This window comes from Paraburkholderia sp. EG287B (assembly GCF_040965595.1).
In the GTDB taxonomy this organism is placed as follows: Bacteria; Pseudomonadota; Gammaproteobacteria; order Burkholderiales; family Burkholderiaceae; genus Paraburkholderia.
Genome location: NZ_JBFRCG010000011.1, coordinates 19566 through 44244, shown reverse-complemented (window position 1 = coordinate 44244; position 24679 = coordinate 19566). Strand labels below are relative to the sequence as shown.

Here is a 24679-nt window from a genome sequence, read left to right as displayed (position 1 = left end):
GATGTGTGTTCGGCGTGTTTCGACGGCGCGCGTCAGGCGCTTTGCGGTGCGCTTGCAGCATGATGGACAGCGTGCGCGGCAACGAGATTCGATGACGCCGCACCCAGCGTGCTCGCACGTGCGACGAGCTGGACCGGCAAACGGATTTCGCTCGCGGCAGGCGTTTCTTCGAGCAGCAGCTCGACGCCGCGCCGTCCGAGTGCTTCCTTGTCGACGGCGATCGTCGAGAGCGGCGGCGTGGCGTGCGTGGCGCCCGCGATGTCGTCGAAACCGATGATGGCGATGTCCTCGGGCACGCGCAGGCCATTGGCGAGGCAAACGCGCATGGCCGCGAGCGCGGCGGCGTCGTTGTAGGCGAAGAGCGCGTCGGGCGGCGGGCGCGAGGCGGCGTTCGCCGCATCGATCAAGCGCTGCATGGCGAGCGACGCGCCCGTGTCGGGATCGAGCCCGCCGTCGATCGTCGTTTCGAGCGACGGGTCGAACAACAGGCCTGCCTCGAAGAACGCGCGCCGGTAGCCGAGCGCGCGCTGCGCGATGCTGTAGTGCGCGAGCGAGCCGCCGATGAACGCAATGCGCCGCCGCCCCAGTTCGAACAGATGCTGCATGGCGAGCGCGGCGCCCGCCGCGTTGTCGATGTTCACCGAGCGCAGACCCGCCGCCCACAGGTCGATCAGCACGAGCGGCCGTTGCAGCGCGACGAGCGCGGCGAGCATTTCCGGCTCGACGAAGCCCGCCACGGCGATGGCGTCGGGTGCGTGCAGGCGCAACTGCTGGACGGTGTCGTCGGCGGGGCCGGCGGTGAGCAGTGCGGGCACGATGCCGTGTTCGCGGCAGGCGTCTTCCACGCCGTGCAGCACGTGCGAGAAGAACGGGCTGGCCGCGAAGTTGTTGTGCTGGCGATGGAGCAGGAAGGTGAGCCGGCGAATGCGCGGACGCAGTTGCGCGCAGTCGTAGCCGAGCGTGCGCGCGACTCCGACGATGCGCTCGCGCGTGGCCTCGGAGAGGCCCGGCTGGTTCTTCAACGCGCGCGACACCGTGCCGATCGACACGTTGGCGGCTTGCGCGACGTCACGAATGGTTGTCCCCATGATTCCTGGCTGGCGGTGGCGCAGTGAGCGTTCCGGGTATGGTCAGGTGTGCGGCGATTGTATAGTAAAAATCTGTTCGAAAAACCCGAATCTACGTCTCGAATTCCAGGTAAATACCAGTAAACAATGAAATAAACGCAAACATTCATGTTTAGTAAAATCAACTAAACGCGCGCGGGCACGACGGTTGCGGAAAGACGGACACCAACAGTCGACTTACGGAGGCATCATGCTCGGCACCCTGCTTCTGGTCATTCTGATCCTGCTGCTCATTGGCGCGTTCCCAGCGTGGCCGCATAGCCGCTCTTGGGGCTACGCGCCTTCGGGCACGCTCGGCATCATCGTCGTCGTGGTGGTCGTGCTGGTGTTGATGGGGACGATCTAGCGACAGCGCAGCGGTCAGGCAACGCAAGCAAAACGGGCCGGCGCGCGGCATGAGCCGCGCGGCCGGCCCGTTCCTGTTCTGGGCTGCCGCAGGGGAGGTTCAGGCCGCTATGCTGTGCCGGCGGTTTCGCCTGCTGCCGAGCTGAGCGTGGGCACGAGGTTGGCGCTCGCGCTGCCGTCGATCACGACGAGTCCGCTCGCTTCCTGTTTCGCGCGGCGCTTGGCGAGGGCCGCGAGCGAGGCGATGGCGTCGCTGCTGTGCTGCGCGCCTTCGCCCGGCGCGATGTGCACGCAGCCGATCGCCATCGTCACGAAGGTGAAGAAGGTGGCGTTGCCGTGGCGATCCTCGCCGTGGATGCCGCCCGCGAGGCGGTCGCCCGGTGCGTAGAAGCGCTGCGCACCCTCGTTGAACGTTTCGATCGCCTGGCGCGCGCGCTCGCGCCATGTCTCGCTCTGGAACAGGATCAGGAAGTCGTCGCCGCCCACGTGGCCGAGGAAGTCGCGCGTGGGGTCGCAGGCATCGGCGAGCACTGTCGCCGCGAACTTCAGCACCTCGTCGCCCTGCCAGTAGCCGTACTGATCGTTGAAGGGCTTGAACTGGTTCAGGTCGACATAGCACGCGTGAAAGCCCGCGTCGTGCGACAGCAGACGCTCGATATGCGAGCTGATGGGGATATTGCCCGGCAGGAAGGTGAGCGGATTGGCGTAGCGCGCCGCCTGGATGCGCACCTCCGTTACGGCGCGCACGAGGCTCTCGCCGGTGCCGAGCCCGGCGTAGCGGCCGTTATCGGTGATGACGAAGCCATCGGCGAGATAGCGCTGGTCGTCGCTGACGAGCAGCGTCGCCATCTGCTCGACCGTCATCGACTGCTCGATCAGCACTGGCTGCGCGTTGGCGAATTGCAGGCAGGCCTTCTTGCCGAACAGCTCGCGGTGATACGGCAGCGCATAGCGGTCCATGAACGCGCGCCGGTTGATGAGCGCGATGGGCGCTTCGTCTTCCACCACGGCCACCGCGTGCAGGTCGGGTTGACCGTTGAACAGTTCGAGCACGTCGTTGTTGGTCGCCTGGCGCGGCAGCGCGGGCGCGCGCACGAGCATCTTGCTGGCGGGGGCGCCGCCGCCCGCGGGCTGCGTGGCGGCGCTGCGCGTGGCCTCGGGGAACACGGCGATATGGTCTGCGCGAATCGCCTCGCGCGCTTCGCGGGCGAGCACGCGCAGCGGCTCCACGTTGGGGCGGCCGAAGAAAAAGCCCTGGCCGCAGTCGATGCCCATGTCGCGCAGCACGATCAGGTCGGCCGCGTTCTCGATGCCTTCCGCCACGAGACGGGTGCCGCTCGCCTGCGCGAAATGCTGCACGGCGCGCACGGCTTCGAACTTGAGCGCGTCGTTGGCGATGTCGTGGATGAAGAAGCGGTCGATCTTCACGACATCCGGCTGCAACTGCACCCAGAGGTTGAGGCTGGCGTTGGCCGTGCCGTAGTCGTCGAGCGCGAACTGGGCGCCGGCCGCGCGCAGCGTTTCGACGACCGGCGAAAAATTGCGCAGGTCGTGGATGGCGCTTTGCTCGGTGAGCTCGATCACGACGCGCGTGGGGTCGATCGGGCCGTCGAAGAGGGCGAGCGCGGCGTCGCCGTCGGCGGTGAGCTGGCGCAGCGCGTCGGCGCTGAAATTGAGGAACAGCTTGCCGGGGCAGTCGAGTCTCGCGAACGTTTCGATGCAGGTGCGGGCGGCTGCGCGCTCGAGTGCGGCGGTGCACTGTTCGTCACCGGCGCGCGCGAAGAGGGCGGCGGGCGTTTCGAGCGGCGAGCCGGCCGGCCCGCGAATCAGGCCTTCGTAGCCGAGGATCGCGCCACCCTCGAAATCGACGATGGGCTGGAAGACGGCACGCAGCTGGCGCTGGGCGATCAGCGCCCCGACGCCGGGCGCCGCGTGCAGGAGTGGCGCGGGAGCAGACATGGACAGGCCGGAACGGGCGAAGACGATGAACTTAACGGCATATCATCGGATGAATTAAATGAAATTTTGGTGACAGCGCGGGGATGCCCAATCTTTGGGCGTGCGGCGGATGCGCGCGTGACGCGGGGAGGGGAGGCAGGCGGGGGAGGGGGAGGGGGAGACGCCGGGCACTAGCCGCGGCATTGGCTGCAGCGGGGCGGCGAGAAGCCGCCGCGCCGCATGACGTATTGAGATGGATTGAGCGACGCTCAGCGGCGCGCGGCGGCGGCGCTGCGCTCGCTCGCGCCGGCGCGCGATTCGTCGCCCGCGCTGGCGGCGCGCTCGGCGCTCATGTCGCGGGCGCCCCAGCGCTGGGCGAGCGCCGCGCACACCATGAGCTGGATCTGGTGGAACAGCATGAGCGGCAGCACGACCGCGCCCACGGCGTTCGAGGCGAAGATGACCTTTGCCATCGGCACGCCGGCCGCGAGGCTCTTCTTCGAGCCGCAGAAAATGATGGTGATCTGGTCGACGCGCGAGAAGCCGAGCTTCTTGCTCGTGAACATCGTGATCCCGAGCGCGAGCGCGAGCAGCACGGCGTTCACCACGAGCAGGCCGCCGAGCGCGGTGAGCGGAATGTGATGCCAGAGCCCTTCGTTCACGGCCTCGGAAAACGCGCCGAACACCACGAGCAGGATCGAGCCCTGATCGACGAACTTGAGCACGCCCTTGTTGCGCTCGATCCAGCGGCCGATCACGGGGCGCAGCAGCTGGCCCGCCACGAACGGCACGAGCAGTTGCAGCACGATGTTCCACACGGTGTGCCAGGCCGAGCCGCCGCTCGCGCTCTGGTTCGTGACGATCAGGCTCACGAGCGCGGGCGTGACGAAGATGCCGATCAGGCTCGACGCCGAAGCGCTGCACACGGCGGCGGGCACGTTGCCGCGCGCGATCGAGGTGAAGGCGATGGACGACTGCACCGTGGACGGCAGCGTGCAGAGGAACAGCACGCCCGCGTAGAGCGCCGGGGTGACGAGCGGCGAAAGCACGGGCTTGAGCGCGAGGCCCAGCGCCGGAAAGAGCACGAAGGTGCTGAGCAGCACGACGATATGCAGCCGCCAGTGCGTCGCGCCAGCGATGATCGCCTCGCGTGAGAGCTTGGCGCCGTGCAGGAAGAACAACAGGCCGACGGCCACATTGGTCAGCCAGTTGAAACCGGTGGCGGCCTGGCCGTGCACCGGGAACAGGCTCGCAAGAATCACCGTGCCGACGAGGCAAAGGGTGAAGTTATCGGGCAGGAATTTCGGACGTGCCATCGGACAATCTCAAATGCGCGCCTGGGCGCCTGGCTGCACGCAGATCGATGTGCGTGCAACGGGTGAATCGGATCGTCTATTGTCGGCGCAAGCCGATTGAAAAAGCAAATTCATTTGAAGCATTGATTAATGAAGGATACGCATGTATCGCCAGTACCGATGCCCCTTTCTGCGGGATTCCTCATCGACGTGCGAGGGGTATTCCCGGGCCGCAAAAGTCGTCAGGACTCCGCGTATTCTTCAGATCTTCAGACGGGAATCAAGCATAAAACGAACCGTTCCCAGACCTGCCATCAGAGCCTTGCCAGGCGGCCTTCCCAGGGTGCACCCGAAGCCAGAAAACCCAGCAGTAACATGGTGTTACAACCCTTCGGGCGGCATAACATCTTTTGGCTCGACACCCATTCGGCACGCCCATAAATTACCGTCAAAGGGACGCCCGGACCGTTGTGGCGGCAATCGTTACGCGCTCGCGCGGCGAGCGTCCCGGGACTGGCCCGCCATGGCCCGAGTGGCGGGTGCCAGGCGCAAATGTCGGGCAGGTGAAACGTCACAATGCACGTAGGGTTGTCAAAACTGGGACAGTGGGTCTTGGGGGCTGGATTGGCGGCCCTCGTTGCGCTCGCCCATGCTCAGCCCGGTTTTCCAGGGCACGGCGGGGGCGGCGGCTTCGCGCGCGCGCCTTCCATGCCGACGATGCCCACCATGCACTCGATGCCCGCGCCGCGCGGCGGCGGTGGCGGCATGGCGTGGGGCGGCGGCTATCACGGCGGCCCTGAACGCGGCCGTGGCCCCGCCGCTTACCGCGGTGCCGCTTCGCCCATGCGTGTGGCCGACCAGGGCGGCCGGTACGAGCGCGGCGGCAACCGTGCGCCGAACCAGTGGCAAGGTCAGGTCCAGCAGCAGGCGCCCCATCGCGACTACAGCTACGGCACGCCGTTCGGCGGCTACGGTGGCTATCGTGGTGGCAATCCCATCACGCCCGTGAGCGCGGAATCGCGCCCGGTGCCGCATCCGCCGGCCGACTCGCCGGTGCGCGCGGGCTCGATCCGCGAAGACGTCGCCCGCTACAACGAGGAGCGCGGCGGCAGCTACCGGCAATACCCGCGCAACGGCGGCGAGGTGCCGCGTCCGCCCATGCCTTCGCCTTACCGCAATTGAGCGCTGCCTCGCGGCCCGCTTTTGTTTTCTTCCCTCCGCACGCTTTTTCCCGCTTGCTTCGTTTGATTCTCCTCAGGATTCGCTTCAGGTATTGACCTGTTAGCGCCGCCGAAACACGTCCAAAACAAGTTGCGTTCGTCCATGCCGCGAAAACTGACGCGTGGATACCACACTTTTTTTGAAAACTCTCGTCATACAGAACCCTTTCGTCTCAAATCTCGCTTTCGTTTCGGCGGCGCGTCATTCGCAGCCACGCGCGTGTGGGAGCGCCCCACTGGGCGCGGCCCGGCAGGCCGCGATTAACCGTGACGCAGCGCAGCGCAAAGCAGAGTCGACAGCGGCAAACCGGGTTCGATCGGCGGCAAACTAATCCGCCCGATATACCGGCAATAACACCGGTTATTTTTGACCATAAAAATGGTCCGCAAAGATGGATCCGCCCAGAACGGCCACGCCTGCGAACGACGAAAAATAAAGCTTTGCGCGAGCGCCTCAGCCGCCCGACACCCTTTTTTGACAAAGACTGGAGAACCCATGAATACAACGGTCAGCCGCGCGCTGCGCACTACCCTGAAGGCGAGCGCGCTCGCCGCTGTTCTTGCCGCCGCGTCGTCGTCGGCGTTTGCGCAGTCGAGCGTCCAGCTCTACGGCCAGGTCGACGAGTGGGTCGGGGCGACGAAATTTCCGGGCGGCCAGACCGCCTGGAACGTGGGCGGCGGGGGCATGTCCACGTCGTACTGGGGCATGAAGGGATCGGAAGATCTGGGCGGCGGCTACAAGGCGATCTTTACGCTGGAAAGCTTCTTCCGCGCGCAGAACGGCCAGTACGGCCGCTTCGCGGGCGACACGTTCTTCGCGCGCAATGCGTACGTCGGCCTCGAATCGCCGTATGGCACGGTCACAGCGGGGCGCCTGACGACGCAGCTGTTCGTCTCGACGATTCTCTTCAACCCGTTCATCGATTCGTACACCTTCTCGCCGATGGTCTACCACGTGTACCTCGGCCTCTCGACGTTCCCGACCTACACGACCGACCAGGGTGTGGTGGGCGACTCGGGCTGGAACAACGCCGTGCAGTACTCGACGCCCAACTTCAACGGCCTCTCGGGTTCGGCCATGTATGCATTCGGCAACCAGGCCGGCCAGAACGGCTCGAAGAAGTGGAGCGTGCAGGGTCTGTACTTCCATGGCCCGTTCGCGGCCACGGCGGTCTACCAGTACGTGAACTTCAACAACACGCCGGGCGACATCGGCAGCATCGTGAGCGGCGACACGACCATCATCGGCCTGAAGAGCCAGGGCGTGGCGCAGGTCGGCCTCTCGTACGACCTCAAGTACGTGAAGTTCTTCGGCCAGTACATGTACACGGCGAACTGGCAGCAGGTGGGCAGCTGGCACGTCAACACGGCCCAGGGCGGCGTGACGGTCCCGGCCGGCCCGGGCACGGTCATGGCCTCGTATGCGTACTCGCGCGACGGCGGCGGCCTGAACCAGACGCGCCAGACGGCGGCGATCGGCTACGACTACCCGCTCTCCAAGCGCACCGATATCTACGCCGCGTACATGTACGACCACTTCGACAACATGTCGAGCGGCCAGACCTACGGCGTGGGCATGCGCGCGAAGTTCTAGGCGGCGCAGCCTGTCAGTTCGAAGTTCGACGCGAAAACCCCGCGCTGCGTGCAGCGCGGGGTTTTTGCTTTCCGGGCCGCCTGACATAAAGCACGCCTAGCACGCCTGCGCGTTTCAACACCCGTATTTGATAAAACGAGGAAAATATCGTCGATTGATTCCCGTTCATTTATGTTCGAGTTGAAGGCCGCGCAATGGATACCCTCGTCAGCATGAAAGTGTTTCGCCAGGTGGTGGAGGCGGGCAGCTTCGTCGCGGCGGCCGAGCGCATGAACATGTCCGCCGCGATGGCGAGCAAGCATGTGATGCATCTGGAGCAGCAACTCGGCGCGCGCCTGTTGAACCGCACCACGCGCCGCGTCGCACCCACCGAGGCGGGGCGCGAGTACTACGAGCGCGTGGCCCAGGCGCTCACCGAACTCGACGAGGCCGGCCAGGCGGTGGGCGCGGCGAGCGTGGTGCCGCAGGGGCGGCTGCGCGTGTCGTCGCTCACGGCGTTCGGGCTGCGTCATGTGATGGGCGCGGTCGCCGACTACGCCGCGGGGTTTCCGCAGGTGACCGTCGACATCACGCTGTCCGACCGCGTGGTCGAGCTGATCGACGAGGGCTTCGACGTGGCGATCCGCGCCGCGCCGTCAGGGCTCAAGTCGTCGTCGCTGATCGCGCGGCCGCTCGCCACCGCGCACATCGTGCTGTGCGCCTCGCCCGAGTACCTGCGCCGCCACGGCGCGCCGAAAAGCGTGGCCGATCTCGCGCGGCACAACTTCGTTCAGTACGCGGGGGCTTCGGCCCAGGAACTCGCGCCGTTCGCAGAGGGCGCGGGCGGCGTGAAGCCCAAGCCAGGCGGCAACCTCATCGTCAATCACCTGGAAGCGCTGCGCGTGGTGGTGCTGCAAGGCGGCGGGCTGTCGATGCTCGGCACCGAGGTGGTGGGCGACGATATCGCCGAAGGGCGCCTCGTGCCGCTGCTCGTCGACGCACTGCCGCCGCGCGAGCTGCCGATCTACGCCGTGTACGCGAGCCGCCGCCATCTGTCGGCGAAGGTGCGCTCGTTCGTCGATTTCCTGGCCGCGCGCTTTTCGGAGCGCGAGCTGTGGCCGGGCGTGGAGGCGATCCGCGCGGCGGCGCTCAATGCCGATGCCGCACGCATTGCGTCCGGCCGGGATTGAAGCCAGGCCCGCCTGCGTTCAGCGGCCCACGCCCAGCCGCGCCTTCGTCGCCTCGTACTCGTGCTTCAGGCGTGCCACGAGATCCGCCACCGAGGGCACGTCGTCCATCAGGCCCACGGCCTGACCCGCCCCCCACACGTCTTTCCAGGCCTTCGCCTTCGAGGTGCCCGCGCCGAAATCCATCTTCGACTTGTCCGACTCGGGCAGCGCATCGGGATCGAGCCCGGCGTTCACGATGCTCTCGCGAATGTAATTGCCGTGCACGCCCGTGAAGAGGTTCGTGTAGACGATGTCGGCGGCCTTCGCTTCGAGAATGGCGTGCTTGTAGTCGTCCACGGCGTGCGCCTCTTTCGTCGCGATGAAGCGCGTGCCCATGTAGGCGAGGTCCGCGCCCATGGCCTGGGCGGCGAGGATCGAGCCGCCGTTGGCGATCGCCCCCGACAGCACGATCGGGCCGTCGAAGATACGCCGCACTTCGCCCACCAGCGCGAACGGCGAGGTCGTACCCGCATGGCCGCCCGCGCCCGCGGCCACGAGGATCAGGCCGTCCACGCCCGCTTCGAGCGCCTTGCCGGCGTGGCGCAGGTTGATGACATCGTGCAGCACGATGCCGCCGTAGCTGTGCACCGCGTCGAGCAGTTCGCGCGGCGGCGCGCGCAGGCTCGTGATGAAGATCGGCACATGGTGCTCGACGCACACGCGCACGTCGTGCTCCAGCCGCGCATTCGACTGATGCACGATCTGGTTGACGGCGACCGGCCCGATGACGGCTTCGGGGTTCGCGCTCTGGTAAGCGGTGAGCTCCTCGCGGATCTGCGTGAGCCAGACGCCCAGCTCCTCGGCGGGGCGCGCGTTGAGCGCCGGAAACGAGCCGACGATGCCCGCCTTGCACTGCGCGAGCACCAGATCCGGATAGCTGACGATGAACATCGGCGAGCCCACGACGGGCAGCGAGAGGTTTTGCAGGACGGCGGGCAGTGCCATGGGGAGGTCTCCTTGCGGCGCTTCGATTGATGGCGGGGGCGCGAAATCGGCCGTTCGATTATAGGCGTGGGGCCGATCGGGCATCGCACGTGCGGGTCGCTCGTGCGGTTTTCGAGGGAGTGCTCGGTTTCTATCGCTGTGGGCCCAAAAGCACATTTTCGAGTCGCGTGCGCCTCATACAATGACCGCAGACCAACAAACACAAGAGACTAGCCCCATGCCCTTCGACGGATTCCAGCCTTTCACCGTTCGCACTGCGGGCGGCGTAGACATCTGCGGCGTGAAGGGCGGCGACGGACCGCCGCTATTGCTGCTGCACGGCCATCCGCAGACGCATATGATCTGGCATCGGTGCGCCACCTCGCTCGCGCAGCACTTCACCGTCATCGCGACGGATCTGCGCGGCTACGGCGCCTCCTCGAAACCGGCCAGCGACGACACGCACGCCGCCTATTCGAAACGCGCGATGGCGGCCGATCAGGTCGAAGTCATGCGCCATTTCGGTTACGAGCGTTTTCTCGTGTGCGCGCACGACCGCGGCGCGCGCGTCGCGCACCGCATGGCGCTCGACCACGCCGACGCCGTCGAACGGCTCATGCTGCTCGACATCGCGCCCACGCTCGCCATGTACGAGCAAACCGACCGCGAGTTCGCCACGCTCTACTTCCACTGGTTCTTCCTGATCCAGCCCGCGCCGCTGCCGGAGACGCTGATCGAAGCGAACCCCGACGTCTATATCGAGCGCGTCATGGGCAGCCGTCACGCGGGTCTTGCACCGTTCGCGCCGAAGGCGCTGGGCGCCTATCGCGCGGCGCTGCGCCAGCCGGGCGCCGTGCACGCGATGTGCGAGGACTACCGCGCCTCGGCCACCATCGACCTCGAGCACGACCGCGCCGATCTCGAGCGCGGCAACAAGGTGGCGTGCCCGCTGCGCGTGCTGTGGGGCGCGGAAGGGGTGATCGAGCGCTGCTTCGACCCGCTCGCCGAATGGCGCAAGGTGGCGCGCGACGTGAGCGGGCGCGCGCTGCCGTGCGGCCATTACATTCCCGAGGAGGCGAGCGAGGCGCTGGTCGAGGAGATGCTGGCGTTCTTCGAGGCCACGGAGCACTGACGGGCTGCCGCGCCCGGGCTTCAGCGCAGCGGCGGCAGGCGGCGCGGCACCGGCGTGGACTTGACGATGGCGGTGCTGGTTTCGGCGCGCTCGGTGACTTTCGCGAGAATCTCGTCGAGCTGTTCGATCGAATGCAGATAGAGCCGGGCGATGAAGCAGTCGTCGCCCGTGACCTTGTCGCACTCGACGAATTCGGGAATGCGCCGCAGCACCTCTTCCACCAGATGCAACTGTCCGGGCAGCGGCTTCACGCGCACGATGGCCTGCAAGGTGTAGCTGAGCGCGCGCGGATCGATCTGCACCGTATAGCCGCCAATCACGCCTTGCGCTTCGAGCCGGCGCAGCCGCTCGGACGTGCTCGGCGCCGACAGCCCCACGTGCTTGGCGAGTTCGGCGACGCTCGTGCGGGCGTCCTCGGCGAGCGCCGCGAGCAGCATGCGGTCGATGTCGTCGAGCGGGGCAGCGGCGGGCGTGGGGTTCGGACGTCGGTTCATGATTGCGCGGGTGCTCCGCCAGGTTGGCCTTTCAATCGAAGGCAAGTCTTGCCTCTCGCCTAAGTTTAGCCATGTATTCCTCGCCTTGCAGCCGATAAACTGGCTTGCAGATGCGAAGGGCTGCGCGCCCTTCGTCCGCTACAACGAGGATGCAAGCTCATGTCTTCCAACACTCCTGAAATTCGCCGCGGCGCCGCCGAGATGATCGTCGCGATGCTGATGTCCGGCACCATCGGCTGGCTCGTGGTCGCCTCGCGGCAGGCCCCGATCAACATCGCCTTTTTGCGCTGCGTGCTGGGCGGCGCGACGCTCACGCTCGTGTGCGCCGCGCTCGGCCTGCTGCGCCGCAAGCACCTGCCGCCGCGCACGCTCGCGCTCGCCGTGCTGGGTGGCGCGGCCATCGTCGCGAACTGGGTGCTGCTGTTCGCGGCCTATTCGCGTGCGTCGATCTCCATGGCCACGGCCGTCTACAACACGCAGCCGTTCATGCTGGTCGGTCTCGGCGTGGTCATTCTGCGCGAGCGAGTGAGCGCGTCGACGGTGGCGTGGCTGGCGGTGGCCTTCCTCGGCCTCGTGTGCGTGGTCGAGGTGCAGCCCGCCGTGCTCGCGGTGCCCGGCGAGTATCTGCAGGGGGTGGCCTACGCGGCGGGCGCGGCGTTTCTCTACGCGATTTCGTCGATCATCACGCGCCATCTCAAGGCCACGCCGCCGCACCTCATCGCACTCGTGCAGCTCGCGTTCGGCGCGCTCGCGCTCGCGCCGTTCATCCACTACGGCACGCTGCCCGCTACGCCGCTGCACTGGGCGCAGCTTGTCACGCTCGGCATCGTACACACGGGCATCATGTACGTGCTGCTCTACGGCGCGATCCAGAAGCTGCCCACGGCGATGACGGGCGCGCTCTCGTTCATCTACCCCGTGGTCGCGATCCTCGTGGACTGGTTCGCGTTCGGCCAGCGTCTCGCGTGGATCCAGGTGGTGGGCGCCGCGCTCATCCTCGTCGCGGCGGCGGGCGTGAATCTCGGCTGGCGCATCGTGCCGCACCGCCGAAGCGCGCGTTCGGCCTGAGGCGTAGCGAGCGTGCAGCGCTGACGGGGCGTTCCGGCGAGCAGCGGTTGGCGCGCGGGCAGCATAATGTCGCGATTCGAATCCGCGACTCCCTGCTCCTCATGACGCCTTTGCACGCCCCCCGGGACGAAGCCGAACTCGCGCGCGCCAAGCGCCAGGCGCTGGCGTTTCTGCTGGCTGCAGCACTCGTGTTCGCCGGCACGGCACTCTTTTTTCCACCTGGCGTCGTGACGGACGGCGTCAAGTCCGTGAGCGAAGCCGCCATGGTCGGCGGCCTCGCCGACTGGTTCGCGGTGGTCGCGCTGTTCCGGCGCGTTCCGATACCGTTCGTTTCGGCGCATACGGGCGTGATTCCGCGCAACAAGGAGCGCATCGCCGACGAACTCGCCGCCTTCGTGCGCGACAAGTTTCTCGACGTCGGTTCGCTGGTCGGGCTGATCCGGCGCCACGATCCGGTGGCGCGGCTTTCCGGCTGGCTCACCGCGCCGCAGAATGCGCAGCGCCTGGGCGACTACGCGGTGCGCATGATGTCGGGCGTGCTCGGCCTCACCGACGACGCGCGCATCCAGGGCTTCATCCGCGACAGCCTGCACGCGGCGCTCGCGCGCGTCGACATCTCGAAGTCGGCGGGCGCGATTCTCGACACGCTCACCCGCGACGGCCGCCACCAGGAGCTGCTCGACCAGATGCTCGAGCAGCTCGCCATTGTGTTGCGCGACGACGGCACGCGCGCCTTCGTCGCATCGGCCATCGTCGACTGGCTCAAGAGCGACTATCCGACGACCGAGAAGTTTTTGCCGAGTGAGTGGATCGGTGAGAGCGGCGCGCGCGTGGTGGAAAGCGCCGTGAACCGGCTGCTGCTGCAGGTGAGCGAGGATCGCGAGCATCATCTGCGCCAGAAGTTCGACGAGGTCGTGGAAAAGCTGATCGTGAAGCTCAAGAGCGATCCGGCGTTCCTGCGCAAGGGCGAGGAACTGAAGGCGAGCCTGCGCGAGGGCGGCGCGCTCAACGATTACACGCGCGCGCTGTGGGACAGCCTGCGCGCGTGGCTGCGCGACGATCTGGAGCGCGAAGACTCGGCGCTGCACGCGAAGGTCGCCGCAACGGGCCAGTGGCTAGGCGAGACGCTCGCCGCCGATGCTGACCTGCGCGCCTCGCTCAACGGCCATCTCGAAGACGCCGCGCGCGCCATGGCGCCCGACTTTGCGCGTTACCTCACGCATCACATTCGCGACACCGTGAAGAACTGGGATACGCGCGAGACGTCGCGGCTCATTGAACTGAAAATCGGCAAGGACCTGCAGAAAATCCGCGTGAACGGCACGGTGATCGGCGGCGCGATCGGGCTCGGACTCTACCTGTGTTCGCATCTGTTCGAGCTGGTGCGGCTCAAGCTCGGGCAGTGAGATTGATTCGGATTCCAGATGAATGGGTCCTGTGAGCATGCGTCAGGCCTGCGCTCGTAGGTCATCTGTAGGGAAATCACCGATGCTTCGGGAATTCTGGCGCGAGTATCATCGGCTCGACAGTTTGATCACGTCAGAGCTAATTCCAACGCTCGTCCGGAAACGGACGAGCGTTTTTTTTCGCGCTTTTCCCGCTTTTCGCTGCAGCCCGGCTAGACCTCGGCCGCCGGGGCTTCGAGGCGTTCGCCGTCCACGACCAGCGCGCCGCTCTTCGCCAGTTCCCCAGCCAGTTCGCGCAGCAGCGCCGGCCACGCGCCGCGCGAGGCGAGTTGCTGCGCCGCGGCGTGCAGGGAGGCGGCGTTTTCCAGCATCGCCAGTAGCGAGTCGAAGGTCATCGTGCGCACTTCCAGCAGCTTGAAGACGATCAGCACCTTGAGCGCGTTCTTCGCGTTGCGGGCCGGGTCGGCGCGCAGCCAGGCGAGGCGCGAGAACGCGCGCTCCAGCGCCGCCTCGACGTTGGTGAACGGCTTGCCGTGGCCCGGAATCACCACCCGCACGTCGAGCTTCGCGATGGCTTCGAGCACCGCATGCTGCTCGGCGAACCCGCTTTCGCCTTCGAGCTCGGGAAAAATCACGCCGAAGCCGTGCTCCCAAAGCGCATCGGCGCTGATGAGCAGCCGCGGCCCGGCAGCGTAGAGCATCACCGAGTCGGGGTCGTGCCCCGGCGCGCCGATCACTTCCCATTCGAAGCCGCCTAGCGCGAGCCGTTCGCCCGCCGCGAGCGTGCCTGTGAACGCGAATCGGTCGCAGGTCTGCCCGGTGGCGAGAAAGCTCAAACGCGCCTCGTCCCAGTCGCGCACGATCGGCGCGCTCGCCGCGGGGATCAGCGTCGCGCAGGGCCATTGCGCCTGCAGCCGTGCGTTGCCGCCGCAATGGTCGGAGTGCAGGTGCGTGTTGACGATGAGGTCGAGTGCGCGCGGGCCGAGCGCGTGGCGCACGAGCGCGAGCGTCTGTTCGGCGTGCGTGGCGTAGCCGGTATCGACGAGTGCGGCGCGCGCCTCATCGACGAGCAGCACGTTGTTCGACGACAGCCAGCCACGCTCGAACACGCGGATCGATTCAGGCAGTGCGGGCGCGGCGCTCATGCCGGTGCATGCGCCGGTGTGTGCCCGGCCTTGGGCATGACGAGGATCGTCGCGCGCCCGACCACGAGCGTTTCGCCTTTCTGGTTCACGGCCTCGCCCACGAGCTTCACGAGATCGCCGTTCAGGCTCGGCTTCCACCACGCTTCATCCACGCGCCACTCGAACGTGATCGTGTCGTTCGCGTGGGCGGCGCGCTTGAGCTTCATGTCGAATTCGAGCCCGAGCGGTTGTGCATACTGCGAGTAGTGCGTGGCGAGCAGCGCCATGAAATGCGCGGTGGGTTGCGTGCCCGATGCGATCAGGCCGCCAAAGCGGCTTTGCGCCGCGTAGGCTTCGTCGTGGTGCAACGGGTTCAGGTCGTTCACGAGCAGTCCGAACGATTTCACCGATTCGGGCGTGAGCTGAAGCGTCGAGCGGAACGTCTCGCCGACCGTGACGACGCGGGCGGGCGCGTTCATTGTTTTTCTCCTTGCGACGCCGATGCGAAGCGCTGCGCGACCCATTCGGTGTGCCGCGTCTCGATCGCATCCCAGACGGCGCGTTTCGCCTCGTCGTCGAACGTGGACCAGCCGGCAATTTCGTCGATGGTGCGCAGGCATCCCTCGCACAAGCCGCTGCGCTCATCCATGCGGCAGATGTTGATGCAAGGCGAGGGCGGCGGCGTGACGGTGGCGTGACTCGCGGTCATGCTCACGCGTCGCGCAGCGCGACGTCCACCACGGGCGCGCCGGTCAGCGCTTCGAGTTCCTGTGGCGAGAGGTTGAACACCGCATGCGGATGGCCGGCGGCGGCCCACAGGCTTTCGAGCTCGAACAGATCGGCGTCGATCAGCGTGACGGGCGTCGTGGCGTGGCCGATCGGGCACACGCCGCCGATGGCATAGCCGGTTTTCTCGCGCACGAACTTCGCGTCGGCGCGGCCGATCTCGCCCACGTGCGCAGCCACTTTCTTTTCGTCCACGCGGTTCGCGCCGCTCGCGATCACGAGCACGGGCGCGTCGTCTGCGCGGCGGCGGAACAGTATCGACTTGGCGATCTGCGCGACTTCGCAGCCAAGGCCCGCGGCGGCTTCGGCAGAAGTCTTGCCGGTCTCGGGCAGCATCACGACGGGTCTGGCGTGGCCGCGCTCGCGCAGCATCAGGGCGACACGGCGCGCGGACTCGGGCAGGGCGTCGAGGTTGTCGAGGGTTTCCGTCATGAGTTGATTTCCTTCGTACTACGATTCGATGGGTCGCGCGTCACGCGCAGGCGGCTTCGCTGCGGGCCTTCGCAAGCAGGGCCTTGCCCGCGCGCGAGACGTTGGCCCGGCCGATGGCGGTCGAAATGAAGTCGCCCGCCGCGACGACCTGGTTCAGGTCGACGCCGGTATGGATGCCCAGGCCGTTCATGAGGTACAGCACGTCTTCGGTCGCGACGTTGCCCGTGGCGCCCTTCGCATACGGACAGCCGCCGAGGCCCGCCACCGAGGCGTGGAAAATGGCGATGCCTTCTTCGAGCGCCGCGTAGATGTTGGCGAGCGCCTGGCCGTAGGTGTCGTGGAAGTGGCCCGACAGGCGCTCGCGCGGGAACACCTTCGTCACCGCCTCGAACACTTCGTGCACGCGCTTCGCCGTGCCCACGCCGATGGTGTCGGCAATATCGATCTCGTCGCAGCCAAGCGCGGCGAAGCGCTCCACGACATCGACGACCGAAGCGACCGGCACTTCGCCCTGATACGGGCAACCGAGCGCACACGACACGCTGCCGCGAATGCGCACGCCGTGCTCCTTCGCGGCTTGCGCCACGGGCGCGAAGCGCTCGATGCTTTCCGCGATCGAGCAGTTGATGTTCTTCTGCGAGAACGCCTCGCTTGCCGCGCCGAAGATCACGATCTCGTCCGCGCGCGCGGCGAGCGCGCCTTCGAAGCCGCGCATGTTCGGCGTGAGGACCGAATAGATCGCGCCGCTGCGGCGCTCGATGCCGGCCATGACTTCGGCGCCGTCGGCCATCTGCGGCACCCATTTCGGCGAGACGAACGAGGCGGCCTCGAGGTTCGGAAAGCCCGCGGCCGAGAGCCGGTTGATCAGTTCGATCTTGGTTGCGGTGGGAACGAATTCCTTCTCGTTCTGCAGGCCGTCGCGCGGGCCGACTTCGACGATTTTCACTGCGGTGGGTAATGCCATTGCCGTGTCTCCAACGATATTTTGAAAAGGCTTCGCGATGTGCTGCCGCGACGTTCAGTAACCGCGCCCGACATGCACCACGCCGCTCACGGTCTCCCCGCGAGCCAGTGCGCCGATCTTGTCGGCGACCTGCGAGATCGCCTCGTCGCGCAACGTGAGCGCCGAACTGTGCGGCGTGATCGTGATACGCGGCTCGCGCCAGAACAGGTGATCGGGCGGCAGCGGCTCTTCGCGGAACACGTCGAGCGTTGCCGCCGCGAGCGTGCCGTTGGCCAGCGCGTCGAGCAGGTCCGGTTCGTCCAGATGCGTGCCACGCGCCACGTTCACGAGATACGCGCCGCGCGAGAGCTTGCCGAAGGTGCGCGCATTGAGCACGCTTTCGGTGTCGGGCGTGGCGGGCAGCAGGTTCACGAGCAGTTTCACGCCGTCGAGGAAGGCGTCGAACTGCTCGCCGTGCAATTCGCCCGAATACGTTTCGATGCCCTCGATCGTCTTCATGCTGCGCGAAAAGCCGCGCACCGGCACGCCGAGCGAGGCGATCGCGTGCGCGACCTGCGCGCCCAGCACGCCGAGACCCAGCACGCCCACCGTGAAGGTCTCGTGTGGATGCGGCGCGAGCACGTGCCATTCGCGGCGCGCCTGGGCGAGCGCGTATTCGTCGAAGCGGCGCAGGTAGCGCAGCACGGCATGCTGCACATACTCGCTCATTTGCCGGCCCATGCCCGAGTCTTCGAGCCGCACGAGCATGGCGGTGCCGGGCAGCGTGCCCGGCCGCTCGCGTTCGTGGGCGAGGATCGCGTCGACGCCCGCACCCAGATTGAAGATGGCGCGAAGTCCCGGCACGCCGAAAAGTTCGCGCGGCGGGTGCCAGACGACCGCGTAGTCGGCGGGGTCGGTGTCGCCGGGCTGCCACTCGCGCAACTCGGCATCGGGCAGGGCGCGCGCGAGGCCGTGGAGCCACGTGGAGGCGTCGGTCTGCGGGAACCAGAAAATGATCTTCATGATGGGTGAACCTGTCCCTGGTAACGGCTGCGCGCCTCGAACCTACGCGCGCTGTTGCATTGCGTGCGGCCCGTGAGCGCCGCGTGCACCGGCACCATTCTACTTTTTCAGGCCCGGGGCCGCCGGGCAAATCGCGGCGCGCCTGCCCGCGGCCTGTCTCGGGCCGAACCAGGCCGGTGGCGCCGAAAAGCTAAGCAAAAAAAATTGGTTCGGCGCGCGCGGCTCGCAGACCACAATCGATTCACGCCGTGTTCCAGCGAGGAAAAAATCATGCTTTCGTGCGCGCAAATGCGTTGGCCGCCCCGCCTCGTCACCGTGCCGGGCCTGCACGGCAGCGACGGCGCTCACTGGCAGAGCTGGCTCGAACGCCAGTTCGCGCGCTCGCTGCGCGCGGAGCAGGACGACTGGGACGCGCCGGATCTCGCGGTCTGGGGCGGGGGGCTCGCGCGGCGGCTGGCGGGCGAACGCGGGCCGTTCCTGCTGGCCGCGCACAGCTTCGGCTGCCTCGTGGCGGCGCATGCGCTGCACACCGGCATGCTGGGGGAAAGCGGCGCCGACGTTGCCGGCGTGCTGTTCGTCGCGCCCGCGAGTCCCCAGAAATTCCGCTTTGCCGGCGCGTTCGAGGCGCGGCAGTTGCCCGTGCCGTCCATCCTCATCGGCAGCGAAACCGATCCGTGGATGCCGCTCGAAGGCGCCGGCGCGCTCGCGCAGCAACTGGGCAGCACGTTCGTGAACCTCGGCGATGCGGGACACATCAACACGGCGGCGGGCTTCGGGCCGTGGCCGCGCGCGAAGTATTTCGTCGATACGCTCGTTCATGGCGCCGTGCCGGGCCGGTTGCGCGACGCGGCATTCGACCAGAGTGGTCCGGCGTACGCCTGATACGCGGCGCGGCGAACCGCAGCGCCGTGCGGCGGCTCAGCGGTCCTTGCGCGCGTGAGGTTGCACAGACCCGCAATGCAGTAGCAACTGGCGAGCCTGCGCTGTTCTCTGGCGAAGACTCCTCCCGCGAAGACGTTTGATGCCCGCTCAGTGCCTGAGCGCAGCCCGCAACAACCGTGCCGTATGGAGCGCGATCATCCCTTCTTCGTCGGTGCGGATCGCGAAAACGGGAACGCGGCTTTCGCGCGAGCTCACGCGTTCGTTGCCGTTGCTGCTGCCCACCTCGTTGACCTGCGCGTCGAGCACGGTGCCGAACACCGGTGCGAGCCGCTCGCATACCTGCGCGCGAATGGGCGCGGCATGCTCGCCGATGCCGGCCGTGAACACGAGCGCGTCGAGCCCGCCCAGCACCACGGCGAGCTTGCCCACGTCCTGCGCGATGCGATACGTATAGAAGTCGATTGCGAGCTTCGCCCGGTCGCTGCCGCTCGCGAGCAGCTCGCGCATGTCGCTGCTCAGGCCCGACAGGCCCTTCAGGCCCGACTCCTGATACAGCACCTTCTCGATGGCGTGGTAGTCCATGCCCTTCGCCATCATCCAGAGCACGGCGCCCGCGTCGAGCGCGCCGCAGCGCGTGCCCATGGGCAGGCCGTCGAGCGCGGTGAGGCCCATGGTGGTCTCGATGCTCTTGCCGTCCTTCATCGCGCACAGGCTCGCGCCATTGCCCAGATGCGCGACGACCACGCGCCCGCGCGCAACGTCGGGCGCGACCTGATGCAGGTGCCTGGCGATGTATTCGTACGAGAGACCGTGAAATCCGTAGCGCCGCACGCCCTCGCCGTAATAGCTGTACGGCAGCGCAAAGAGCTGCGCCATGATGTCGTTGCCCGCGTGGAACGCGGTGTCGAAGCACGCCACCTGCGGCAGTTCGGGCGCGGCCTGACGCACCGCGCGAATCGCGGCGAGGTTGTGCGGCTGATGCAGCGGCGCGAGCGGCGTGAGCGCGTCGAGCTCCTGGATCACTTCGTCGTCGATGAGCACGGCGTCGGCGTAGCGCGCGCCGCCGTGCACCACGCGGTGGCCGATCGCGGCGGGCGGCGTGTCGCGCAGGCCCACGGCGAGCACGAGGCGCAGGAGGCGAAACGCGGCGTCGTGATCGGCGACCTGGGCCACCGGAAACTTCTCGTCGACGATCAGGCGCCCGTCGGCCATATGCGCGACCACGCGCGGCGCGACGCCGATGCCCTCGATCTGCCCGCCCGCGCCATGCAGTGCGCGCGCACCGCCCTCCACGTGGTCGTCTTCGATCACGCGAAACACCGAACACTTGATGCTCGACGACCCCGCATTCACGACGAGCACGACATGGCCTTCCACGGCCGGCTGGGCTTGGACGCTGCTCACAGGATCTCCGTTGCTTTGCGCGCGCGCCGCGCATGCGCGAGCAGTACGGCGATCGCGCAACTGCCGATGCGCGAGCGCACGCTGTCGGCGCGGCTCGTGAGGATGATGGGCACGCGCGCGCCCAGGACGATGCCGGCCGCTTCCGCGCCGGCGAGGAAGGTGAGCTGCTTGGCGAGCATGTTGCCCGCTTCGAGGTCGGGCACGAGCAGGATGTCGGGGTCGCCTGCAACGGGCGACGTAATGCCCTTGATGCGCGCGGCTTCGGCGCTGATCGCGTTGTCGAAGGCGAGCGGGCCGTCGAGCAGGCCGCCCGTGATCTGGCCGCGGTCGGCCATCTTGCACAGGGCGGCGGCGTCGATGGTGGAGGGCATCTTTTCGGACACCGTTTCCACGGCGCCGAGAATGGCGACCTTCGGTGTGCCCACGCCCAGCGACTGCACGAGGTCGATCGCGTTGCGCACGATGTCGGCCTTGTCGGCGAGCTTGGGGAAGATGTTGACGGCCGCATCGGTGATGAAGAGCGGCTTGTGGTACGAGGGCACGTCCATCGCGAATACGTGCGAGAGGCGCCGCTCGGTGCGCAGGCCATTGGCGCCGATCGCGACCTCGTGGAGCAGTTCGTCGCTGTGCAGGCTGCCCTTCATGAGCAGTTCGGCCTGGCCCTCGCGCACGGCGCGCACGGCGAATTCGGCGGCGGCGTGGCTGTGCGGCGCGTCGATGAGGGTGATGCCATCGAGGCGCAGATCGGCTTCCTCGGCTACCGCGCGGATTTTCGCTTCCGGGCCGACGAGGATCGGCACGATCAAGCCGAGATTCGCGGCGTCGAGCGCGCCGGTGAGCGAGGACACGTCGCAGGGATGCGCCACGGCGGTGGGCACGGGCGCGAGGCCGCCGCAGCGGGCGAGCAGAACCGAATACTTGTCAGGCGATGAAGTCATGACGGTCTCCTCCAGGATGTGTATCTGGACCATGCTGCGGCGCGCAAAGCCGTAACAGTGTAGACCAGCGCGAACGAGGCAGTCGGCTGGATGCACGCGTGGCCGGCGCGGCATCGTGACGCGCGGTGCTCAGGCCCGGCGGTCGCGCCTGTCATGCTTCGTTCACAGGGCGTTGCGATCATCGGGGAGGCACCGGGGCCCGCCGCGAACCTTGACTTTCGCAGGGCCGCCGCCTAAGTTTTTAGATGCCGCAGTGCAACATGATCTGACTCTTTTCACGTCGCGGTCGCGAGGCGCACGAAACGCGCACGCGGCCGCGAAACTCTTTTGCCGGCCCCGTTGCCCGCCATGCCGCCGCTGTGAGGGCGGCAGAACAGGGGCAGCGGCCAAGGCCCCGCGCGTCATTCGTCGTGAAGGCGCGCGTCCACGGCCCGCGCCGGCCTGGCGCCTGCTTGCCGCGAGGCGAGCAGGCGCTCCCTTAAAGGAGATTCGTCTCGTGGCAGTTCCCACCTCCTCGCCGCTCGTTTCGTCGCCGTTTTCGTTTCTGCCCACGCTCGCATCGGGCACGTCTTTCTGGCCCTTTGCGCCTTTCTGGCCCCTCGCGGGCGCAACCGACGAGGAGTCATCGCCCCACACGCCGCTGACCGACGCGGCTTCGGCCGTGTCCTCGGCCGTGAACCAGGCAATCGAAACGGCGCAATCTGCGCCAACGGTCGCACAGCCGCTCTACGACTACCTCTACGACGCCTGGCAGCGCGGCGTGCTGTTCCTCGACGTGCTGCGCGAGCGCGGCAACCAGACTTATGTGCACGAGCAGGCGGGCATGCCGCCGGTGCTCGCGTTCGACTACGAAGTGATCGTCGACGGCCGCGAACTCGACGATCCGTGCAACTACGCACTCCTGCGCATCAAGCCCGAAGAGGGCGTGCCGACCGATCCGCGCATGCGCCCCTTCGTCGTGATCGATCCGCGCGCGGGCCACGGCCCCGGCATTGCCGGCTTCAAGATGGACAGCGAAGTAGGCATCGCGCTGCGCAAGGGCCACCCGTGCTATTTCGTGACGTTCTTCCCGCTGCCTTGCGAAACGCAGACGATCCAGTCGGTCGCGCAGGCCGAAGCCGTCTTCATTCAACGCGTGCGCGAGTTGCATCCCGACGCGGACGGCCTGCCGTTCATCATCGGCAACTGCCAGGGCGGCTGGGCCGCGGCGCTGCTCGCGGCTTCCGCGCCCGGGTTGGTCGGCCCGCTCATGCTCGCGGGCTCGCCGCTGTCGTACTGGGCCGGCGTGCGCGGCAAGAACCCCATGCGCTATTCGGGCGGCATGCTGGGCGGTTCGTGGATGTCCTCGCTCGCGGCGGATCTGGGCGATGGCCGCTTCGACGGCGCGTATCTGGTGCAGAACTTCGAGTACCTCAATCCGGCCAACACGTACTGGGGCAAGCTCTACAACCTCTACTCGAAGGTCGATTCCGAGCGCGAGCGCTTCCTCGAATTTGAGCGCTGGTGGGGCGGCCATTTTCAGCTGAACCGCGCCGAGATCGACTGGATCGTGCAGAACCTCTTCGTGGGCAACCACCTCACGCGCAACGAGGTATTCGCGAAGAATGCGCGCTCGCCGGTGGACCTGCGCAACATCCGCACGCCGATCATCGTGCTTGCCTCGTGGGGCGACAACATCACGCCGCCGCAGCAGGCGCTCAACTGGATTCCCGACCTCTACGCGAGCGTCGACGAGATCGTCGCCAACGAGCAGGTGATCGTGTACTGCCTGCACGACAAGGTGGGGCATCTCGGCATCTTCGTTTCGGCGAGCGTGGCCAATAAGGAGCACACCGAACTATTCTCGGCGCTCGACCTGATCGACGTGCTGCCGCCGGGCCTCTACGAAGCGAAGATCACCGACTCGACGCCGGAAGCCGCGCGCCTCGAAGCGCTCGAAGGGCGCTACGAGATCCGCTTCGAGCTGCGCACCATCGAAGATATTCTCGCGCTCGACGACGGCCGCGACGACGAGCAGCCCTTCGAGGTGGTGCGCCGTCTCGCGGAGAACAACCAGCGCCTGTATGACCTGTTCGTCTCGCCGTTCGTGCGGGCGTCGAGCAACGCGTTCAGCGCGCATGCGCTGCGCGAGTCGCATCCGTCGCGCGTGGAGCGCAGCGTGCTGAGCGACGCAAATCCGACGCTGGGCGTGCTGCCCGCCATGGCGGAAACGGTGCGCGCGCATCGCAAGCCGGCCGCGCCCGACAATCCGTTCACGCTGCTCGAAAAGCAGGCTTCGGCGACCATCGAGGCAACGCTGGATGCGTATCGCGACGCGCGCGACGCGTGGGTCGAGAGCACCTTCTACAACGTGTACACCGCGCCGTGGGTGCAGGCCTGTGTGGGCGTGGCGCCCAACCAGCCGCTCGAGCCGATCGCGCCGCCGCTCATGGCGCTGCGCAAGGAGCTTGCACAGTACCGCCTGCGCGCGGCGCGCGCGCATCTCGCGAAGGGCACGCTCGTCGACGCGTTCATGCGCATCGCCGCATATATCGTCGATGAAATGCATACCGTGCAGTACCGGCCGTTCCAGCGCATGCGCGAGCTCGCGCGCGAGTATCTCGGCGATCGCCAGCCAAGCATCGCCGAGCTGAAGGAATCGGCGCGCCGCCAGGGCGCGATCGTGCAGCTCGATCCGCAGGCCGCGATCGACGCGTTGCCCGAGATCGTGCCCGACATGAAGACACGCCGCGCGCTGCTCGCGGCCGTGTACCGCATCGCGACCGTGTCCGGGCCGCTCGAAGGCGAGCGTCGCGAGCGCTATCGCCACGTACAGCGCGCGCTCGGCGTCGAGCCGGGCAGCGAGAAGACGGGACTGCCGCCGCTCGATGGCGGCGGGTCGTCGTCGGAAGGCGGCGGTGCTTCGGGCGCTGGCGGCGGCACGCCTGGCGACGGCGGTTCCGAACAGGGCGTCAAGGCATACTCTGCCGCAGAAGCCGCAGAAGCCGCAGAAGCCGCAGAAGCCGCAGAAGCCGCAGAAGCTGCGGAACCAGAAGCTGAAGCCCCGGCAGCACCCGCGAAGTCCTCCCGCGCGAAGGCCGCCGTTGCGGGCGAGCACGCCGCGCCCGCGAAACCCATGCGTGCGGCGCGCGCCGGCGTGAAGGTGAAGAGCGCGGAGCCGGCCGAAGCGAAGAAGGCGCCGGCTGCAGCCAAGACGGCGGCGCGCCGCTCGCGCGCGGCATCGACGCCCACCTCCACGCGGGCCGCGGGCACGACGGCCACGCGCCGCCGCGCGACGCGCAGCGCAGGCGAGTAACGAAGCCCGTTCCCGTGTCACCCCGCACGCGCCGCATCTCCACCGATGCGGCGCGTCGCTTTGAGGCCGACACATCGGCAGCCAGATCGGCAACTGCATTC

Annotated in this window: 22 protein-coding genes; 9 read left to right on the top strand and 13 right to left on the bottom strand. The window is 67.4% G+C overall.

Features of this window, described 5'->3' with window-relative positions; genetic code table 11:
• Window positions 1-32 precede the first annotated feature (32 nt).
• Complete coding sequence (locus AB4Y40_RS20725) at window positions 33-1088, bottom strand: LacI family DNA-binding transcriptional regulator (protein WP_368689379.1); 1056 nt, start codon at window positions 1086-1088, stop codon at window positions 33-35.
• A gap of 229 nt (window positions 1089-1317) precedes the next feature.
• On the opposite strand from AB4Y40_RS20725, the gene AB4Y40_RS20720 reads away from it, so the two are divergent.
• A complete protein-coding gene (locus tag AB4Y40_RS20720) occupies window positions 1318-1473 on the top strand; it encodes a DUF3309 family protein (protein ID WP_035512102.1) in 156 nt (51 codons plus the stop codon).
• A 107-nt stretch (window positions 1474-1580) separates the two neighbouring features.
• On the opposite strand, the gene AB4Y40_RS20715 is transcribed toward AB4Y40_RS20720, so the two are convergent.
• Together AB4Y40_RS20715 and AB4Y40_RS20710 are read right to left on the bottom strand one after the other, a co-directional pair.
• Window positions 1581-3431 carry an EAL domain-containing protein gene (locus tag AB4Y40_RS20715; protein WP_368689378.1) on the bottom strand — a complete coding sequence of 617 codons (1851 nt, stop codon included), beginning with the start codon at window positions 3429-3431 and terminating at the stop codon, window positions 1581-1583.
• Between the two features lie 248 nt (window positions 3432-3679).
• Window positions 3680-4726, bottom strand: a complete 1047-nt coding sequence (locus AB4Y40_RS20710) for a bile acid:sodium symporter family protein (RefSeq protein WP_368689377.1) — start codon at window positions 4724-4726, stop codon at window positions 3680-3682.
• A 603-nt stretch (window positions 4727-5329) separates the two neighbouring features.
• On the opposite strand from AB4Y40_RS20710, the gene AB4Y40_RS20705 reads away from it, so the two are divergent.
• The 3 genes from AB4Y40_RS20705 (at window position 5330) to AB4Y40_RS20695 (ending at window position 8688) form a co-directional block, all read left to right on the top strand.
• The gene (locus AB4Y40_RS20705) at window positions 5330-5887 is read left to right on the top strand and encodes a hypothetical protein (RefSeq protein ID WP_368689376.1); all 558 of its coding nucleotides are present in this window, start codon (window positions 5330-5332) and stop codon (window positions 5885-5887) included.
• A gap of 534 nt (window positions 5888-6421) precedes the next feature.
• Window positions 6422-7519 carry a porin gene (locus tag AB4Y40_RS20700; RefSeq protein WP_133185409.1) on the top strand — a complete coding sequence of 366 codons (1098 nt, stop codon included), beginning with the start codon at window positions 6422-6424 and terminating at the stop codon, window positions 7517-7519.
• Between the two features lie 194 nt (window positions 7520-7713).
• Window positions 7714-8688 (top strand): LysR family transcriptional regulator, encoded by a 975-nt coding sequence (locus tag AB4Y40_RS20695; protein WP_368689375.1) that lies wholly within the window; start codon window positions 7714-7716, stop codon window positions 8686-8688.
• Window positions 8689-8706: 18 nt separating this feature from the next.
• On the opposite strand, the gene AB4Y40_RS20690 is transcribed toward AB4Y40_RS20695, so the two are convergent.
• A complete protein-coding gene (locus tag AB4Y40_RS20690) occupies window positions 8707-9672 on the bottom strand; it encodes an NAD(P)H-dependent flavin oxidoreductase (RefSeq protein WP_368689374.1) in 966 nt (321 codons plus the stop codon).
• 217 nt (window positions 9673-9889) lie between these two features.
• Here AB4Y40_RS20690 and AB4Y40_RS20685 point away from each other — a divergent pair, with 217 nt between their 5' ends.
• The gene (locus AB4Y40_RS20685; protein ID WP_368689373.1) at window positions 9890-10783 is read left to right on the top strand and encodes an alpha/beta fold hydrolase; all 894 of its coding nucleotides are present in this window, start codon (window positions 9890-9892) and stop codon (window positions 10781-10783) included.
• Window positions 10784-10803: 20 nt separating this feature from the next.
• Here the strand turns inward: AB4Y40_RS20685 and AB4Y40_RS20680 are convergent, their stop codons facing one another.
• Entirely contained in the window at window positions 10804-11277 is a 474-nt protein-coding gene (locus tag AB4Y40_RS20680) for an Lrp/AsnC family transcriptional regulator (protein WP_368689372.1), read from the bottom strand.
• A 159-nt stretch (window positions 11278-11436) separates the two neighbouring features.
• On the opposite strand from AB4Y40_RS20680, the gene AB4Y40_RS20675 reads away from it, so the two are divergent.
• Both AB4Y40_RS20675 and AB4Y40_RS20670 read left to right on the top strand, forming a co-directional pair.
• Complete coding sequence (locus AB4Y40_RS20675; protein WP_368689371.1) at window positions 11437-12345, top strand: DMT family transporter; 909 nt, start codon at window positions 11437-11439, stop codon at window positions 12343-12345.
• Between the two features lie 101 nt (window positions 12346-12446).
• Window positions 12447-13751, top strand: a complete 1305-nt coding sequence (locus AB4Y40_RS20670) for a DUF445 domain-containing protein (RefSeq protein ID WP_368689370.1) — start codon at window positions 12447-12449, stop codon at window positions 13749-13751.
• 212 nt (window positions 13752-13963) lie between these two features.
• Here the strand turns inward: AB4Y40_RS20670 and AB4Y40_RS20665 are convergent, their stop codons facing one another.
• Genes AB4Y40_RS20665 through AB4Y40_RS20640 form a run of 6 tightly spaced genes read right to left on the bottom strand, consistent with a single transcriptional unit; the run spans window position 13964 to window position 18059 of the window.
• Window positions 13964-14896 (bottom strand): MBL fold metallo-hydrolase, encoded by a 933-nt coding sequence (locus tag AB4Y40_RS20665; RefSeq protein ID WP_368689369.1) that lies wholly within the window; start codon window positions 14894-14896, stop codon window positions 13964-13966.
• Window positions 14893-15354 (bottom strand): MaoC family dehydratase, encoded by a 462-nt coding sequence (locus AB4Y40_RS20660; RefSeq protein WP_368689368.1) that lies wholly within the window; start codon window positions 15352-15354, stop codon window positions 14893-14895. Before AB4Y40_RS20660 ends, AB4Y40_RS20665 begins: the two co-directional genes overlap by 4 nt.
• Window positions 15351-15584: a DUF1289 domain-containing protein gene (locus AB4Y40_RS20655; protein WP_368689367.1), complete on the bottom strand. Its 234-nt coding sequence runs from the start codon at window positions 15582-15584 to the stop codon at window positions 15351-15353. Before AB4Y40_RS20655 ends, AB4Y40_RS20660 begins: the two co-directional genes overlap by 4 nt.
• A 2-nt stretch (window positions 15585-15586) precedes the next feature.
• The gene (locus AB4Y40_RS20650; protein ID WP_368689366.1) at window positions 15587-16093 is read right to left on the bottom strand and encodes a YbaK/EbsC family protein; all 507 of its coding nucleotides are present in this window, start codon (window positions 16091-16093) and stop codon (window positions 15587-15589) included.
• 40 nt (window positions 16094-16133) lie between these two features.
• The gene (locus tag AB4Y40_RS20645; RefSeq protein ID WP_368689365.1) at window positions 16134-17057 is read right to left on the bottom strand and encodes a hydroxymethylglutaryl-CoA lyase; all 924 of its coding nucleotides are present in this window, start codon (window positions 17055-17057) and stop codon (window positions 16134-16136) included.
• Between the two features lie 54 nt (window positions 17058-17111).
• Window positions 17112-18059 (bottom strand): 2-hydroxyacid dehydrogenase, encoded by a 948-nt coding sequence (locus AB4Y40_RS20640; RefSeq protein ID WP_368689364.1) that lies wholly within the window; start codon window positions 18057-18059, stop codon window positions 17112-17114.
• 270 nt (window positions 18060-18329) lie between these two features.
• Here AB4Y40_RS20640 and AB4Y40_RS20635 point away from each other — a divergent pair, with 270 nt between their 5' ends.
• Window positions 18330-18941 (top strand): RBBP9/YdeN family alpha/beta hydrolase, encoded by a 612-nt coding sequence (locus AB4Y40_RS20635; protein ID WP_368689363.1) that lies wholly within the window; start codon window positions 18330-18332, stop codon window positions 18939-18941.
• A gap of 147 nt (window positions 18942-19088) precedes the next feature.
• Here the strand turns inward: AB4Y40_RS20635 and AB4Y40_RS20630 are convergent, their stop codons facing one another.
• Window positions 19089-20345, bottom strand: coding sequence for an acetate/propionate family kinase (locus AB4Y40_RS20630; RefSeq protein ID WP_368689362.1), 1257 nt, complete (start codon window positions 20343-20345; stop codon window positions 19089-19091).
• Window positions 20342-21283 (bottom strand): bifunctional enoyl-CoA hydratase/phosphate acetyltransferase, encoded by a 942-nt coding sequence (locus AB4Y40_RS20625; RefSeq protein WP_368689361.1) that lies wholly within the window; start codon window positions 21281-21283, stop codon window positions 20342-20344. Before AB4Y40_RS20625 ends, AB4Y40_RS20630 begins: the two co-directional genes overlap by 4 nt.
• Before the next feature lie 496 nt (window positions 21284-21779).
• Between AB4Y40_RS20625 and AB4Y40_RS20620 the strand changes: the two genes are divergently transcribed.
• Entirely contained in the window at window positions 21780-24578 is a 2799-nt protein-coding gene (locus AB4Y40_RS20620; RefSeq protein WP_368689360.1) for a DUF3141 domain-containing protein, read from the top strand.
• Window positions 24579-24679 lie beyond the last annotated feature (101 nt).